A 16,551-nucleotide genomic window follows, 5' to 3' on the forward strand; every position below is an offset into this window, starting at 1 on the left:
GGCTACGCTCAGTGACCACCTGCTCCCCCTTTCAAGGGCAGGCTTTTAGGCTTTCGATAAATAGTTGAGAATGTTCTCAATTATTGAACGTAGTTTTAAGTTCTCAGACAATGGTTTTGGTTTTAAAATTCCAAAAATTTGTCTAATCAAAAAAACCTGCCCCAGAAAGACCTGCTCCCCTGCCTCTTTCCCTACTTTCCTGGTGTTTTCAGGTTTTCAGCACCTTGAGTGACTTTAGCAGAGTCAATGCGATCGCCTTGCTGAATTTTGTTTACGACATCAAAGCCTTGAGTGACATTGCCAAACACGGCGTAGTTACCATCCAAAAATGCTAGATCCGCTAAAGCAAAGTAAAACTGGGCAGAAGCTGAATCTGGTGATTGCGATCGCGCCATTGCTACTGCACCCTGTTTATGGGGCAATACGACGGGTTGAGCAGTAGCATCAAATGGTTTATTGTAAATCGGAGTATCTGAACCTTTGGGCTTAACTTCTAAAGGTATATAACGAGCATTTCCTGTTTTTGGGTCAATATAGCTACCTGTTCCCAGTCTGTCTGCTGGAACTTTCGGGTCTTTGCTTTGAGGATCGCCCCCTTGAACTACAAACGGTTGGGGTTCGCGCACAACTCGATGGAAAGCTAAACCATCGTAAACCCCCTTTTGCACTAAATCTACGAAGTTGCCAGCTGTAATGGGGGCATCAGTACCGTCTACTTCGATAGTAATCGGCGAACCTTTAACCGTGATTACCACAGTAGCCTTGCCTTCGAGGCGCGGTAAATCTGCCAGTCCAGGAATGCTCTCACTACTAGTTTGAGATACAGAAGTTGCTTCAGTAGTTGTCTTGGTACTCGCCTCGGTTGTGGTCGAGGTAGCTGTCGAGTTTGGAGAAGAGCTATTAGAAGCGACTTGCTGTGTTGAACATCCTCCCAAGATCAAAGCACTGATAATCACAAGAGAAAGCAAAAATTGAGAAATTTTTAACCGCATTGCCTGTTACCGATTTAACCAGAGTATCTTATCGTTTTGAGGAGCATTGGGCACAAGAGACAGAGGGGCAGGGAGCTGGGAGCAGAGGGGAAAGAAGGAATTTTTCTTTTCCCCCTTGCCCCCTGCCCCCTGCTCCCCCTCTTCTTCCCTCACTCCCTTACAATCCTTCTAACGATACTCCCAAAAAGCGGGCTAACTTTGCGCCTTCTGTTTCCAACTCTGTTAAAGATACTGGTTGTCCAACCCGTGTTAATGGTATATCTCGCCGTCCTTTAATGCGTAGATAGAGGGCGCGACGGGGGTTAAGACCTTCTTTTATGTCTATTAATACAGATTGGACATCTTCTATGCGGCTATCAATCTGAATTCGGCGGTTTTTACCAGGAAACCCCCAACGGAAGATTTTGATTGCGCCAGTTTCCCGATCGAATTCGTTGTAACCGCCTCCAACATCCAATAAAATCACTAACCACAGGTATGTAGCTAATAGCAAGCCAGCAGTACCATATAACCCCATTACTAATCCTTGGGGGACAAATACCAGTTGAGTGGGATCGGAAACTATGAGTAAATTAACTTTTAAATAACTGGATATTCCAGCCAATAGAAAGCCGCTTGCTCCCAAGGTAACGATAGTTGCCCACCAGTAGTTACTGAACCGACGAGAACCGAGAACATTTTGGTGCAGGAGGCGATCGCCTTTGTTAATCGTTGTTGATGTCGTCATTGAACTACCATTGCCCGTGAGATACTCGCTGTCACATACTCGTACACTAAATGCTTTTGCATAGAGTGGTGGGTTTCTCTGCCAATCCGGCTATTGCTTAGGAGGCACAAAGAGCTATGTTTTAAGTCCACGGGAACCCTGCCGCAGACTAGAAATTTTTCACTTTGTACCCTACAAATTTTCCTGTTTCGGATAATGCTGGCTTTCTTGTACTACGGGACAAACCACTTAGGCTATTTGTATTAGTCAAGATATGCCAACTTCCTTTCTCCTTGTCTAACGTTTCACATAGGTTTTCCAGAGGTGTATCACCGACGTGGCCGCAAAGTCATTATCCAGATTATTTTACCAAATATCGTTGACAAAAACTCAACTGCGCCGTTCCATGTTCCTGCTACCGATATAATTTTTTCAGGTAATGTTGTACTATTTTTTTACTCAATGGCCGATCAAAATTCTTTACTCCCTCACTCTCTGCCCCTCTTAATTCCCTGCTTTCCTGTCCCTGCCTCTTTTTGACCTCTTGAAATGAGTTATTCTACCTACCTCCATCTGCATTAAATTTTTTTAGATTTCTGAGAAAAGTTGTGTCAAATTGTAAAATTTCTGATATTCATATTATTTATAAGGTTCGTGTTTCATAGCTCATTTCCTTTTGCGTATCAGGCAAAAACCCTGAGTAGTGTGATAAGTTAAGAATCATTAAGTTACCACAAGCTAGATTACTAGCCGATGGTACGTGTAATGTCATAACCCTGAGAAATAATGACTTAACTAGTCAGTAAGCTCTCAGAATCTCAGTTACTTAAAAGCAGTTGAGATTGTCAAAAAAAACGTTAATTCCTCACGGCAGTCGGTTACATTGGCTTTCCGTAATGCCTTAGAAACGTTGCAATTTTAGTAAAAAAAGAGGATTTTAGTCCGATGACCATCGCAGTTGGACGCGCCCCCAGTAGAGGGTGGTTTGACGTTCTCGACGACTGGCTCAAGCGCGATCGCTTCGTATTCGTAGGTTGGTCAGGGATATTATTATTCCCCTGCGCCTTCCTAGCACTAGGCGGTTGGCTGACCGGCACCACCTTCGTCACCTCTTGGTACACCCACGGATTAGCCTCTTCCTACCTAGAAGGCTGTAACTTCCTGACAGTGGCAGTATCAACTCCCGCCGACAGCATGGGACATTCCCTATTGCTGTTGTGGGGACCAGAAGCCCAAGGCGACCTCACCCGTTGGTTCCAACTGGGTGGCTTGTGGCCGTTCGTTGCCCTACACGGAGCCTTCGGTTTGATTGGCTTCATGTTACGGCAATTTGAAATTGCTCGTCTAGTAGGTATCCGCCCTTACAACGCTCTCGCCTTCTCAGCTCCGATTGCGGTATTCGTCAGCGTATTCCTGATGTACCCCTTGGGACAATCAAGCTGGTTCTTTGCACCCAGCTTTGGCGTCGCGGCTATCTTCCGGTTCCTGTTATTCCTGCAAGGGTTCCACAACTGGACACTCAACCCCTTCCACATGATGGGTGTTGCGGGTGTATTGGGTGGTGCGCTACTGTGCGCGATTCACGGTGCCACAGTCGAAAATACCTTGTTTGAAGATGGTGATGGTGCTAACACCTTCCGCGCCTTCAATCCCACCCAGTCGGAAGAAACCTACTCAATGGTGACGGCAAACCGTTTCTGGTCACAGATTTTCGGGATTGCTTTCTCCAACAAACGCTGGTTGCACTTCTTTATGTTGTTCGTGCCAGTCACAGGCTTGTGGATGAGTGCCGTCGGCATCGTCGGTTTAGCACTCAACCTGCGGGCTTATGATTTCGTCTCCCAAGAATTACGGGCGGCGGAAGACCCGGAGTTTGAAACCTTCTATACCAAAAACATTTTGCTCAACGAGGGTATCCGCGCTTGGATGGCTCCTCAAGATCAACCCCACGAACAATTTGTATTCCCTGAGGAGGTATTACCACGTGGTAACGCTCTCTAATAGACCAAATATCTTAGGCGGCGCTGGACGCGACCAAGAATCCACCGGGTTTGCCTGGTGGTCTGGTAACGCCCGTTTAATCAACTTATCTGGCAAACTACTGGGTGCTCACGTTGCCCACTCTGGTTTGATTGTATTCTGGGCTGGAGCGATGACTTTGTTTGAAGTCGCTCACTTCATTCCTGAAAAGCCCATGTACGAACAGGGCTTGATTTTGTTACCTCACCTTGCCACTCAGGGTTGGGGTGTTGGTGCTGGTGGTGAAGTTATCGATACTTTCCCCTACTTTGTTATCGGTGTACTCCACCTAATTTCCTCAGCCGTCCTTGGCTTTGGCGGTATCTATCACGCCGTTCGCGGTCCAGAAACCTTAGAAGAATATTCTTCTTTCTTTGGTTACGACTGGAAAGACAAGAACAAGATGACCAACATCATCGGGTTCCACCTGATTATTTTGGGATTCGGTGCATTGCTATTAGTGTTAAAGGCAATGTTCTTTGGTGGGTTGTATGACACTTGGGCACCAGGTGGTGGTGATGTTCGGATTATTACCAATCCGACATTGAACCCAGCAGTTATCTTTGGCTATGTAATCAAGTCTCCCTTTGGCGGCGAAGGCTGGATTATCAGCGTCAATAACTTAGAAGATGTGGTCGGTGGTCACATCTGGGTCGCCTTTATCTTAATTTCTGGTGGTATTTTCCACATTCTTACCAAGCCTTTTGCTTGGTCACGTCGTGCATCCATCTGGTCTGGTGAGGCTTATCTCTCCTACAGCTTGGGCGCTCTTTCTCTTATGGGCTTCATTGCCTCAATCTTTGTTTGGTTTAACAACACCGTTTATCCAAGTGAGTTCTTTGGTCCTACTGGACCAGAAGCTTCTCAAGCTCAGGCTTTGACCTTCTTGATTCGTGACCAACGCTTGGGTGCTAACGTCGGTTCTGCCCAAGGCCCTACTGGTCTAGGTAAATACCTGATGCGCTCTCCAACTGGTGAAATCATCTTTGGTGGTGAAACCATGCGCTTCTGGGATTTCCGCGGCCCTTGGTTGGAGCCTCTACGTGGTCCGAATGGTCTTGACTTGGAAAAAATCAAGAATGATATTCAGCCTTGGCAAGCTCGTCGCGCTGCTGAATACATGACCCACGCTCCTCTGGGTTCTTTGAACTCCGTAGGTGGTGTGGCTACCGAAATTAACTCCTTCAACTACGTATCTCCTCGCGCTTGGTTGGCGACTTCTCACTTCGTACTAGCATTCTTCTTCCTAGTTGGTCACTTGTGGCACGCTGGTCGCGCACGGGCTGCGGCTGGTGGTTTTGAGAAAGGAATTAACCGTGATACTGAGCCGGTGATGTTCATGGACGACCTAGATTAGGTTGTAAAGTTTATTTCATCACTGACTATTAATTTAAAAGCTCTTGCATAAAAGCAAGGGCTTTTTTTATACGAAAATTAGTAATCTATTAATTAAACGTGAGTTCGACAGACCTCTCCCGGACAGCCTCCCTCTCCTAAAAGGCGAACGCGAGTGCGTCTCCCCTTGGGAGAGGGAGGAGTAACGAGTAAGGAGGGTTTTTGCTCCCCTCTCCTAGTAGGCTACGGTGTACACATATCTTGGTAATGAAGCTTAAACCCTGAATTTACCCCCCCTTAATCCCCCTTTCTGGGGCAGGTTTTTTTGATTAGACAAATTTTTGGGATTTTAAAACCAAAACCATTGTCTGAAAACTTAAAACTACGTTCAATAATTGAGAACATTCTCAACTATTTATCGAAAGCCTAAAAGCCTGCCCTTGAAAGCCTTAATCCCCCCGATGTTTTGGGGGGAAATATCCGGTTCTTCCCTTTACCAAGGGGGAGTTAGAGGGGGTCAGAAGGACTTGTGTGTACACTGTAGCTCCTGGTAGGAGAGGGGCTGGGGGAGAGGTCAAAATAGCACTCGTCGAACTCACGTTAATTAAAGTAAGCGACTTGCCAAGGTAACTAATTTATGAACGATTCCAATTTTATTGATACTTTGCGATGGACATCTGAAGCTAAAGAAAAGTTACAAAATATTCCCTAGCTAAAGAAAAGTTACAAAATATTCCCTTTTTTGTCCGCTCTCAAGCTAAAGCCAGAATTGAACAGCTGGCTCGTGAAGCAGGCCAAGATGTTGTGACTGGTGATTTGGTAGAACAGGCTAGGCTTGAGTTTGGACAATAAATCAGGAGTTAGAATACAGAATTGGTAAACACTCTACCCATAAAGAGATAGAGTTTTAAGGCGAGAATATTCTAGTCAATTTAATTCATAATTACGAATTATGAATTACGTAGCTTGCTTCTCGCATGAAGGCGAGTATTACGAATTATTATCAACTTCCTTCTACATTCATTGCTGCTAAAACAGCCTTCTGACTTACATCTCTGTAAACGGTATTTAAATATTTCATTACCACATCACTCGAAGTTGAATTTACTGCGTTTTCCTCTTCCTTTGCTAAGGGAATCGCTCCCAATACATCTAATATCGTCTCGCTGCTAGACGGTACAATCACTACCAAGGATGACTCTAGTGGCTCATTGTATTGCCAGAAAGAGTCAATTTTTACTGAGTATTTGTTATTAGTAATTGACTGTTGAACATCAACCGTTTCTGTAGTATTAGGTTCAATCTTGGCACTACGTAATTTACGCAAGTCGCTAATAATTTGCTCTTTAGAACGTCCGCGCAATTGAAATAGTACAAAGGGGTCTTCACTGAAGCGATCGCCTAACTGATAGTATATCGCACCAATGTGTTTACAAGGATTTGCTTTATCGGGACAAGAGCATTTACTGTGGACATCACCAAGGGTAAATGGAAATATCGAAAGACCATTAGCCGTGAAGACTTCTTCTATATTTTGTGGCATTTCTCCTGCTAGTAATTTGGCAGCAAAAATTGCCTTTTGGGACATGCTTTCAATTACATAACCCCACTGTTCATCGGTAAATGGTTCAAGGGAAAGAGAAACTTTATAAGGTTCTACTTCACTACCTTGCACCCTAGCCAATACTTTTGCACCTTTAAATTCAATGCTCAAAACATTTCCTTGACGAGCATAATTTCTGGCACGTTCTAAACGCTTTTTAAAGCGATAGGAATCTAGCAAATCTAGCCATTGTTGCGACCACCATTCTCGACTTGCTTGAAGAGTATAATTGGTCATGGTTGCTTCACTCAAAGTAAAAAGAACTGGAGATTGAGGACTAGTTAAAAAATCCGTAGGCGCAAGCCGCCGTAGGCATTGCACTTCTTAGACGAATAAAATAATTATAACTTTACCCTGCTTTTGTTCTTTACTAAGAAGTATTAGCCTTTAATCTCAACCACAGCCATCAGATCCATTAGCAATGTCTCAAGCATTTGAGAATTTTTGAGAACAGAGGTCATTTGATTGCTTTGCGCTTTAGAGCCGGAAGCACTAATCTCTGCGTTCGCAGGTTTCTTGGTTACAAACGTTATATCAGTCCGTAATAGCCTTCGGCAAGATTGACTATCAAAAGATTAATACTACATAAACAAGGTATTTTTACATAAATTTATCAGCAAATAATGTGAAGAATATACAAAGATGTATCTTTAAGCAAAGATATCTAAGTAAAAATGGTAGTATATGGTCAGTGTTGGGTTCTTTAGATGTTCTCTATTTTCAAGCTAGATATCTATGCAAAGAAGCCTACAAGGAGGGTATAAAAATATCTTTTCCGAACAACACTTGACTATTTTTTCTTCTACTAGAACTTAGACGCTCGCAAGAAACCAAATATCGAGTGTGAATTTTGGGCGTTGCTAATTCCATGTATGAAAATGATTTTGCATAATACCAGAATCCTTGTAGAGACGTAGCAGTGCTACGTCTCTACATCCAGATTCATACTTCAATTCAACAACGCCGAATTTTAGGTATTCAATTGTCAAATTTTTTAACCAAGCTGGAGATTTAATTCCCCTGTCTCTACAGGCAAGAACCTACTCTCTGGGGGTGATGGCAATGATACTCTTTCTGCTTATGAGGCATTAGGCAATAACACTCTTTATGGTGGTAATGGCAATGATATCCTCACAGGTGGAAAAGGTAATGACACCCTCTATGGAAATGATGGTACTGATACCTTTGCTTTCAATAGTTACAATTAAGGTGTTGATAATCTTTATGACTTCAACGCCACTAATGAACTGATTCGGGTATCGGCTGCTGGTTTTGGTGGCGGGTTGTCAACGCCTTCACTTAAGACAAGTCAGTTTACCATCGGAACATCTGCAACCACTAGCACTTAGCGATTTATCTACAACAGCGCCACAGGTGGACTGTTCTTTGACCTTGATGGTAGTACATCTGGGTTTACTCAGGTAAAATTTGCACAACTAAGTGCTGGATTGTCACTCACCGAAGACAATTTTGTGATTGTTTAATCTTTATTAGCACTCTGCCATCACCAAGCAGTACGGGGTTTGGGAGGGGCGTTGCATATTTTTTGCGGGATGATTTTGCTAGTTTTGTGGGATGGGCATAGCAACGCCTTGTGATATCATGTCCGGTTAAAGACTTATCATTAAGACCGCAGGGGGCAGGGAGCAGGGGGCAGGGGGAAAGAGGTTTTCCTGGTTTTTGCACAGATTCAGGAATCATAACTAATTAGGCGGACATGATATGAGGTGCTATTTTTAGCATCTCGCATTCGATTACTCAATTCAATGCAAGTCGTTTTGGTAAGCGATCGCATCGCAATATCTCAATCACTTGCAACACAAAATAGTCTTTCTAGTTTTTACATGATTAAGAACTTATTCTGCATCATCGTCAATTACTGCACTGCGATCGAGTATTAGTAAGTTACGAAGTTGGTCTGTATCCAGTTCAGTCAACCATTCTTCCCCAGCACCCACAACTTGTTCAGCCAATTGTTTTTTACTTTCAATCATGTCATGAATTTTTTCTTCTAAAGTGCCAGTGCAAACAAACTTATGTACTTGCACATTCCGGGTTTGACCAATCCGAAATACTCTATCTGTGGCTTGATTTTCCACGGCTGGATTCCACCATCTATCAAAGTGGAATACATGATTAGCTCGTGTTAAATTCAGTCCTACTCCACCCGCTTTCAAAGAAAGAATCATAATTGGTGGCCCTTGAGGATCGTGTTGGAAACGGTCAATCATTTCCTCACGTTGTTTTTTGCTAGTGCTACCATATAAAAAGAATATTTCTCGTCCTAACTGTTTTTCTAAATAGGGTTTAAGTAATTTACCCCACTCAGCAAATTGTGTGAAAATCAAAGCTCTATCGCTTTCTGCTAAAACTTCTTCTAACATTTCTTCTAGGCGCAGAAGTTTGGCTGAATTATGTTGCTCTAATGTCGCTTCTTTCAAATATTGGGCTGGGTGATTGCAGATTTGTTTGAGTTTGATTAACAAAGCCAAAATCATCCCCCGGCGTTGCAATCCTTCAGCAGATTCTATCTCTACTAAAGATTGTTCTACAATTTGTTGATAAAGTGCAGCTTGTTCGCTAGTCAGACCGCAAAATACGGTCATTTCTTGCTTATCTGGTAAATCTTGAATGATGTCGCGATCGCTTTTCAATCGTCGCAGTATAAATGGTTGCACTAATGAACGTAACTGAGTCAAAGAAGCCGTATCACCATACTTTTCAATTGGCATGGCAAACCGCCTCTGGAAAAATTGCTTATTCCCTAAATACCCAGGATTGAGAAAATCTAAAATAGACCATAGTTCTTGCAGTCTATTTTCTACTGGTGTCCCCGTTAATGCAATGCGGAATGTCGCTTCTAATTGCCGTACTGCTTTTGACTGTTTCGCCTCTGGATTTTTCACATTCTGGGCTTCATCTAAAACTATTATCTGCCAAGAGACACTTTGCAATGACTTGATATCTCGATGAAGCAATGAGTAGCTGGTAACGATTAAATCGTGCTTTTTTACAGCTTCTAAAAATGCTTTTCCTTTTGGGCGTTTGTCACCGTGATATTGCAAAATTTTCAGGCTTGGTGCAAATTTATTGACTTCCCTTTCCCAGTTGCCTAAAACCGAAGTTGGACAAACTAATAGTGTTGGATTTTCTAGTGCATCTTGTTCTTTCAAGTGCAGCAGAAAAGCAATGAATTGGACAGTGTTATGGCAAATAATATTGTTAGCGACAAAATTATGATGTTCGCTAACTTCAAAATCATAAACCCATCCCTGATAATCTATCTCCTCTATAGATTCAATCCGACAATAAAATACCTCTCGATCGAGAAGACATTGCAAATACTGTCTTGTTAAGCTCAACTGTTCTACATCTAGGTTGCTATATGCTGACAAAGTTTGAGTTGTCCATTTAGAAGGTTTTAGTAGCTGATATTGTTTTTGGGCTTCTCCACTAATCCTCTGGTTCATCCCAGCAATTACTTGCTGTAAACTATCTCTAGAAAATTGCTGTGAGCCATTAATGTAAACAGTGTTGTGCATCCCAAAATGCCGCAACGGTAGCCTCGTTCCTCTGACTGCTTGAGCAACAATATCAGAAGCAGGAATTCCTTGAATATTTGTGTTATTGACCAGTTGACAAATTTGCTCTAATTTACTCCGTTTTTCTGAGTTATTAAAACCAATTTTTTGGAAGAATCTGCGGGCAGAATTTCCACCAATTACACCAATATAGTAGGTGCGTAAAGTACGAGTTCCATTAGTAGCACACTTTAGTTTGGGCGATATTCTTAACCAAATACCGAAGCGTCGCAACAGTGCAGAAAGTTGCTGAATTAGTAAAGTTGAAGCTGTAGAAATCTCAATACTCCGCATCCTAAAAAGAACAGCAGACTCAGCATCGAAATAGTTTTGTAAAAATATCCGCACGCTATCCAAATCTGCCTGCATAATGAAGGGCGGAATAGATTTTTCTGCCGATAGTTTACCCCAAACATAACCTTGAGCTTCTAAGAATCGTCGATAGGCTTGACTGTTAACTCGAAGACAAGGAACTTTATTAGTGAAGGTAGAGATATTAGGGCTGTTAATTTTGAGGTTATAACGGTTTTGAATGCGTTGGCAAGTTTGGAGTAGATCCTCTAGTACTCTGATGTCTTTTTGGGATATTGTGACTCTTCCCACATCAGGTAGTTCATGCCCTTCAGCAATCTGCCAAGCAATAAATTTGACTAAATCAGGGTCTTGTGATTGCCCATTCCAGAGAGTTTTACCTGGTACACAAACGTAATCACCCACCTGTAAGTTATTTGTCCAACCTTTACTTGTTAGCAGTTTGTGACGATGAGTGATTGCGATCTGGCTACCGTCTTCTAACGTTATTTTTCGCAATTTTTCGCAGACTTGTTGCCGATACAATCGCCTGACATTAGCTTGGACAATTTTGCCAGTTTTTTCATTTATGGAATTAACTAGTAATTGCTCAGTGGGGTTAGACCAAAATCCTTCGCCGTCAAACTCTGTTTCTTTGGCGTGAGTTGTCCAGATTGTCTCAGCTGTGCGTAACAGCCCATTTATATTTATTAGAGTATCATTGGCTACGCATTTACCGAGTCCCATATCGTCGGCGAGACACGCGCCTAAGCCCCAGCGTTCCAAGAATGACAACCAAGCAGCACCACGTTCTTGATAAGGTCGCAACTGTCCTTTAAAGTCTGTTGGTGTTGGCAAAGGTGCGATCGCTTGATTATTTGTTAATGCCCCAATCAACTCTTGCAATGCCCCAGATGCATCAAAGCTGACCACTGGTAACTTTTCAATTGCTTGAGTATCTCCTGTACTCAAACGCAAAGCATCTTCCAGGGAAAGCGCCATTTGGTCTTTGCGAGTGGTAAAAAATGTTTGGGCTGTCTTGATATCTTGGGGTCGCAATTCTACCCACTCACCGTTAATTTCCACTAGCGGACTATTTAAAGCCACAAGTTTATCAAACTCGGCTTTGGAAATAGTCTGTCCACCAATTGCCAATTGCCATTGGAAATTTAGTAAACTCTGCAAGCCTAAACGTCCCTGCTTTTTCTTTGGGGTTTCGGCTGTAATTTTTAAACCTAAACGGTTCGCCCATCCTTCGCGGTTCGCCAAGCTGGGAGGCAAAATTACTCCTAAACCACTGTCTTCCAATCTCCAAGCTACAGCTTTGATAAACTCATAAGCTTGGATGGGGGTGAGACGAGAAGATTGGGGATATTCGGTTTCTAAGCTGGGTGCGTAGGCGCTTTGCGTCTTGTCGCCAGACATCGCTGGATATAATCGGGAAGCTACCCCTAAACCTCGCAAAAATGTTTCTTGTGGTTGCTCAATTGTCCGATTTTGATAAACCAATCTTTCAACTGGATTGTTCCAAATAGTTGCTGCATCCACTAAAAACTCAGGATCGTCAGCCGCTTGCAAAAAATACGCCAATGTCCAATCTGTTTCGCCAGACTCTGGAGAACGCAGTTGAAAACAGGTACGAAATTGACTTTTAAGAGTTAATTGGTATTGTAGCGGCATAGTCCAAGCTTTCAATGCCGCTTCCAGTCGTTCCACTTCAAGTGCATCTGCATTGATACCAGATCCACTAGTTAAGGCTTGCAACCACTGTCGAACCCCAGATGGTAAAGATGCAATCGCCTTAGCTTCTATTGGAGGTTGAGAACCCATCATTTCTCTCACTTGGGCATCTATCGTACTGTTGAGAAATCCCAAAAGTAATTCTTGAGGTTCTGTGGGAAAGTCTATATAAAGTAGGGATTGGGAAAACTCCTCCCCAGTCTCCAATCCCTCCTGATAAGTACGACAAACCAACGGTATATTCGCAGAAAATCTTTCTAGGCGGGTTCCATCTAATGCACTGTCTAGAAGTACTCGCCATTTGGCAGCAAATGTACCATCTGATTGTCGGTCAATTGTTGGTAAAAACTTACACCGGGAGATTAAATCTAAACTCCATCGGGCAACCTGCGACCAAAAGCGTAAATCTCCACCCAAAAAAGCATCTTCCCCTTTAGCAGCATTCAGGGGAATCGCGGCGAGAAATTTTATTGCTTGGCTAGGGTTAAGACAAAAACCCTCAACTCGCCACGGTTGCAAATATTGTGGTGAGTCTGTATTTTCGCCCAAGCTAGCAGAATGTACAGGGAAAATTGCTGCTGTTCCTTCACTACTACCTTCTGGGATATAAGTTGGTAGAGCGATGATTTGGGAGTGCGTTGGCAAACTGATTTCAGTGGCACTGGCGGCTTTGCGCGTTCGCCCAGTAGTAGCGATCGCTTTGCTTGCCCCAGGCATCGCAACTTGAGGTTGCTGAATGAAGTTGGTAATTGCCATGTTCTGGGAACGCAACCACTCACTCAACTCCACTGATGTCATTGCCAATGGATGTACTGGGATATTTCCAGATCTATTCAACTCCAAATTCACTCGTGGCGATCGCCAAGTTTCCCCCCAAATAAATAAACTACCATTTTGATTTTTTAGTAACCAATTACAGTGTAAAATCGCCATTTGCTAACTACTCAGATTTTCCCAAAACTCTAGAATTAAAATCACAATTATTCGATTTTTTGCATCTTATCAACAAAATTTATTGCCCAATTTTCTCATAATATAATAAATATTTCAGTAATTATTTCATATAAACATTGTTAATCATGAATTTTCCCCTAATTAAAGTCTTAAAAACCGGGATGTTAGTGGAACTGGATTATATGCATCCTCAAGAACAAGAGGTTGTCAGATCGTTACTCAATGTTGTAATTGTTGAAGGTAAAACTTATCCCCAAAAGCAACCTCTATCTCCTACAGAATTTTCAGCTTACTGGTTAAGCAAGGATGCCTTTGTTGTCAGGACATCTGTTGTAGATCCTACACACAAGTCAAAAGAAATATTAGGGGCGTTTTATTTAAAGCCAAACTTTCCCGGTCGGTGTAGCCATATTTGCAACGCTGGTTTTATTGTACAACCTGGATTACGCGGTCGGGGTTTAGGACGGTTCATGGGAGAGGCTATGCTTTCGATCGCAGCAAACCTGGGCTACGAAGCAGTAATGTTTAATTTGGTCTTTGAGACTAATATACCTTCAATTACACTTTGGCAGTCGTTAGGATTTGAAATTATTGGGCGAATTCCGGGTGCGGCAAAGCTCGAGAATGGGCAGGTAGTAGACGCTCTAATCTTGTATCACACTTTGCGTTAAACGACTTGTCTATCTTTGTATGTACTAGAAGTCAGCCATAGGGCATAAATGTTAGGATTGCCACAGAAAGAGAATAGCGAAAGAGAAGGAAAAAAAACTGAATGGCAGAAGTTGATAAGTCAATATCCTTCGATGGAAGGGATATTCGACTGAAAGTAGGCCTACTAGCTCCCCAGGCAGGTGGGTCAGTTTTGATAGAATCAGGGGATACATCCGTTTTAGTGACGGCTACGCGATCGCAAGCCAGAGAAGGCATTGATTTTCTTCCCCTGACTGTAGATTATGAAGAAAGGCTATATGCCGCTGGTAGGATTCCCGGCGGGATCATGCGGCGCGAAGGTCGCCCACCAGAAAAAACAATTCTCACCAGCCGTCTTATAGATCGTCCCCTGCGTCCTTTGTTTCCTTCATGGCTAAGGGATGACCTGCAAATTATTGCCTTAACACTGTCGATGGACGAGTTAGTGCCACCCGATGTGTTAGCAGTTACAGGTGCTTCAATTGCTACCCTGATTGCCCAGATTCCTTTTAATGGGCCAATGGCAGCAGTGCGGGTTGGTTTAGTGGGAGATGATTTCATTATTAACCCCACTTATGCAGAAATTGAAGCCGGAGACTTGGATCTGGTAGTAGCAGGTTCACCAGATGGCGTGATCATGGTGGAAGCAGGAGCCAATCAGTTGCCAGAGCGAGATATTCTTGAGGCGATTGACTTTGGTTATGAAGCAGTGCGGGACTTAATCAAAGCGCAGCAAGATTTAATCGCCGAACTGGGTCTAGTAATAGTGCAAGAAGCACCACCAGAAGTAGACCAAACCCTAGAAAATTATATCCGCGATCGCGCTAGTGGCGAGATTAAGAAAATCCTGTCTCAATTTAGTTTGAGCAAACCCGAACGCGATGCAGCTTTAGATGTCGTCAAGGATGAAATTGCCGCGACGATTACCGAACTGCCAGAAGAAGATCCGATTCGAGTTGCCGCAACTACAAATAAAAAAGCACTTGGTAACACTTTTAAAGATATTACCAAACACTTCATGCGGCGACAAATCATCGAAGATAACGTCCGCGTTGATGGTCGTAAACTCGATCAAGTGCGTCAGGTTTCTTGTTTAGTTAATGTTTTACCAAAGCGAGTTCACGGCAGCGGTTTATTTAACCGGGAACTAACTCAGGTATTATCCACTTGTACTCTGGGTACACCTGGGGATGCTCAAAACCTCAACGATGACATGCAGCTAGATCAGCACAAGCGTTATCTGCATCATTACAACTTCCCGCCGTTCTCAGTCGGGGAAACCAAGCCAATGCGGGCCCCAGGAAGGCGGGAAATTGGTCACGGGGCATTGGCAGAACGAGCGCTAATACCTGTGATACCGTCAAAAGAACAATTTCCCTACGTGATTCGCATCGTATCGGAAGTACTTTCTTCCAACGGTTCCACCTCAATGGGTTCAGTCTGCGGTTCCACCCTCGCCCTGATGGATGCTGGTGTACCAATTCTCAAACCCGTCAGTGGCGCGGCAATGGGTCTGATTAAGGAAGGGGACGAAGTACGAGTTCTGACCGACATCCAAGGCATTGAAGACTTTTTGGGCGATATGGACTTCAAAGTTGCCGGCACGGATACCGGAATTACCGCCTTGCAGATGGATATGAAAATCTCCGGTTTGTCTTTGGAGGTTATTGCCCAAGCCGTCCACCAAGCCAAAGCAGCCCGGTTGCACATTCTGGAGAAAATGCTCGCCTGCATTGATACACCACGAACTGAAACCTCACCTTATGCCCCACGTCTGTTAACAATCAAGATTGATTCAGACATGATTGGTTTGGTCATCGGGCCTGGAGGCAAGACTATTAAGGGAATCACAGAGGAAACTGGTGCAAAAATTGACATCGAAGATGATGGCACCGTGACAATTTCCGCTGTGGATGAGAACAAGGCCAAGAGAGCCAGAAATATCATCCAAGGCATGACCCGCAAGTTGCATGAAGGGGATGTCTACGCGGGACGCATTACTCGGATTATACCGATAGGTGCATTTGTGGAATTTTTGCCAGGAAAAGAAGGCATGATTCACATATCTCAACTAGCTGACTACCGCGTTGGCAAAGTTGAGGATGAAGTAGCAGTAGGCGATGAAGTGATTATCAAAGTGCGCGAAATTGATAACAAAGGTCGGATTAATCTCACCCGCTTGGGTATTCACCCAGACCAAGCAGCAGCAGCAAGAGAAGCGGCGGCGGTGAATCGGTAACTCGATTTGGGATTTTAGATTAGATTAAATCTAAAATCCGCGATGCCTACTGTGAAGGCATCGCCGTATGCTTCTCTAAATTGACAAATTAAGAATTACCAACTTGTACTGAGGTCTTGCCCTGAGCGAAGCCGTTGGCGCAGCCTCTCGTAGAGAAGGGAGCCGAAGTATTACGAATTATTTCAACGACTTTTCTAGTGTTTTTGGCTCTGGCAGAGGTTGACCGTCAGCCAAAGATGATTCAATCAGCATTTCTAAAACTTCTTGAGCATTTTTGAAAGCTTCTTCGTAAGTATCTCCGTGAGTATGACAAAATCCCCATTCAGGAAGACTCACAACAAAACACTCATCTTCATCAGACCACTGAATAACAATTGTATATTTCATATTTATTCATACAC

9 protein-coding genes and 2 pseudogenes are annotated in these 16,551 nt (G+C 43.4%); 6 read left to right on the plus strand and 5 right to left on the minus strand.

Annotated elements, in window-relative coordinates; translation table 11 throughout:
- Nucleotides 1–191: 191 nt before the first annotated feature.
- Nucleotides 192–992 carry a peptidylprolyl isomerase gene (locus NSTC731_RS23250; RefSeq protein ID WP_445626990.1) on the minus strand — a complete coding sequence of 267 codons (801 nt, stop codon included), beginning with the start codon at nt 990–992 and terminating at the stop codon, nt 192–194.
- A 157-nt stretch (nt 993–1,149) separates the two neighbouring features.
- On the minus strand, nt 1,150–1,719 hold the full coding sequence (locus NSTC731_RS23255; RefSeq protein ID WP_322667183.1) for a photosystem I assembly protein Ycf4: 570 nt from the start codon (nt 1,717–1,719) through the stop codon (nt 1,150–1,152).
- A 924-nt stretch (nt 1,720–2,643) separates the two neighbouring features.
- Here NSTC731_RS23255 and psbD point away from each other — a divergent pair.
- The 3 genes and pseudogenes from psbD to NSTC731_RS23270 all read left to right on the plus strand — a co-directional run bounded on the left by psbD (nt 2,644) and on the right by NSTC731_RS23270 (nt 5,904).
- Nucleotides 2,644–3,699 (plus strand): photosystem II D2 protein (photosystem q(a) protein), encoded by a 1,056-nt coding sequence (gene psbD, locus NSTC731_RS23260; protein WP_322694081.1) that lies wholly within the window; start codon nt 2,644–2,646, stop codon nt 3,697–3,699.
- Nucleotides 3,683–5,074 (plus strand): photosystem II reaction center protein CP43, encoded by a 1,392-nt coding sequence (gene psbC / locus NSTC731_RS23265; RefSeq protein ID WP_445626991.1) that lies wholly within the window; start codon nt 3,683–3,685, stop codon nt 5,072–5,074. The genes psbD and psbC overlap by 17 nt, the downstream gene beginning before the upstream one ends.
- A 615-nt stretch (nt 5,075–5,689) precedes the next feature.
- Nucleotides 5,690–5,904 (plus strand): annotated as a pseudogene (locus NSTC731_RS23270) (PCP reductase family protein).
- A gap of 151 nt (nt 5,905–6,055) precedes the next feature.
- On the opposite strand, the gene NSTC731_RS23275 reads toward NSTC731_RS23270, so the two are convergent.
- Nucleotides 6,056–6,892, minus strand: a complete 837-nt coding sequence (locus NSTC731_RS23275; protein WP_445626992.1) for an SWIM zinc finger family protein — start codon at nt 6,890–6,892, stop codon at nt 6,056–6,058.
- A 791-nt stretch (nt 6,893–7,683) separates the two neighbouring features.
- On the opposite strand from NSTC731_RS23275, the pseudogene NSTC731_RS23280 reads away from it, so the two are divergent.
- Nucleotides 7,684–7,863 (plus strand): annotated as a pseudogene (locus NSTC731_RS23280) (hypothetical protein); the annotation flags it as partial.
- Nucleotides 7,864–8,511: 648 nt separating this feature from the next.
- On the opposite strand, the gene NSTC731_RS23285 reads toward NSTC731_RS23280, so the two are convergent.
- Nucleotides 8,512–13,200, minus strand: coding sequence for an SNF2-related protein (locus tag NSTC731_RS23285; RefSeq protein ID WP_445626993.1), 4,689 nt, complete (start codon nt 13,198–13,200; stop codon nt 8,512–8,514).
- Between the two features lie 146 nt (nt 13,201–13,346).
- Between NSTC731_RS23285 and NSTC731_RS23290 the strand changes: the two genes are divergently transcribed.
- Nucleotides 13,347–13,892: a GNAT family N-acetyltransferase gene (locus NSTC731_RS23290; RefSeq protein WP_445626994.1), complete on the plus strand. Its 546-nt coding sequence runs from the start codon at nt 13,347–13,349 to the stop codon at nt 13,890–13,892.
- A 101-nt stretch (nt 13,893–13,993) separates the two neighbouring features.
- Nucleotides 13,994–16,150 carry a polyribonucleotide nucleotidyltransferase gene (locus NSTC731_RS23295; RefSeq protein WP_445626995.1) on the plus strand — a complete coding sequence of 719 codons (2,157 nt, stop codon included), beginning with the start codon at nt 13,994–13,996 and terminating at the stop codon, nt 16,148–16,150.
- 177 nt (nt 16,151–16,327) lie between these two features.
- Here the strand turns inward: NSTC731_RS23295 and NSTC731_RS23300 are convergent, their stop codons facing one another.
- A complete protein-coding gene (locus tag NSTC731_RS23300) occupies nt 16,328–16,537 on the minus strand; it encodes a type II toxin-antitoxin system HicB family antitoxin (protein WP_104908798.1) in 210 nt (69 codons plus the stop codon).
- Nucleotides 16,538–16,551: the final 14 nt, after the last annotated feature.

It is taken from the genome of Nostoc sp. DSM 114167, assembly GCF_052692655.1.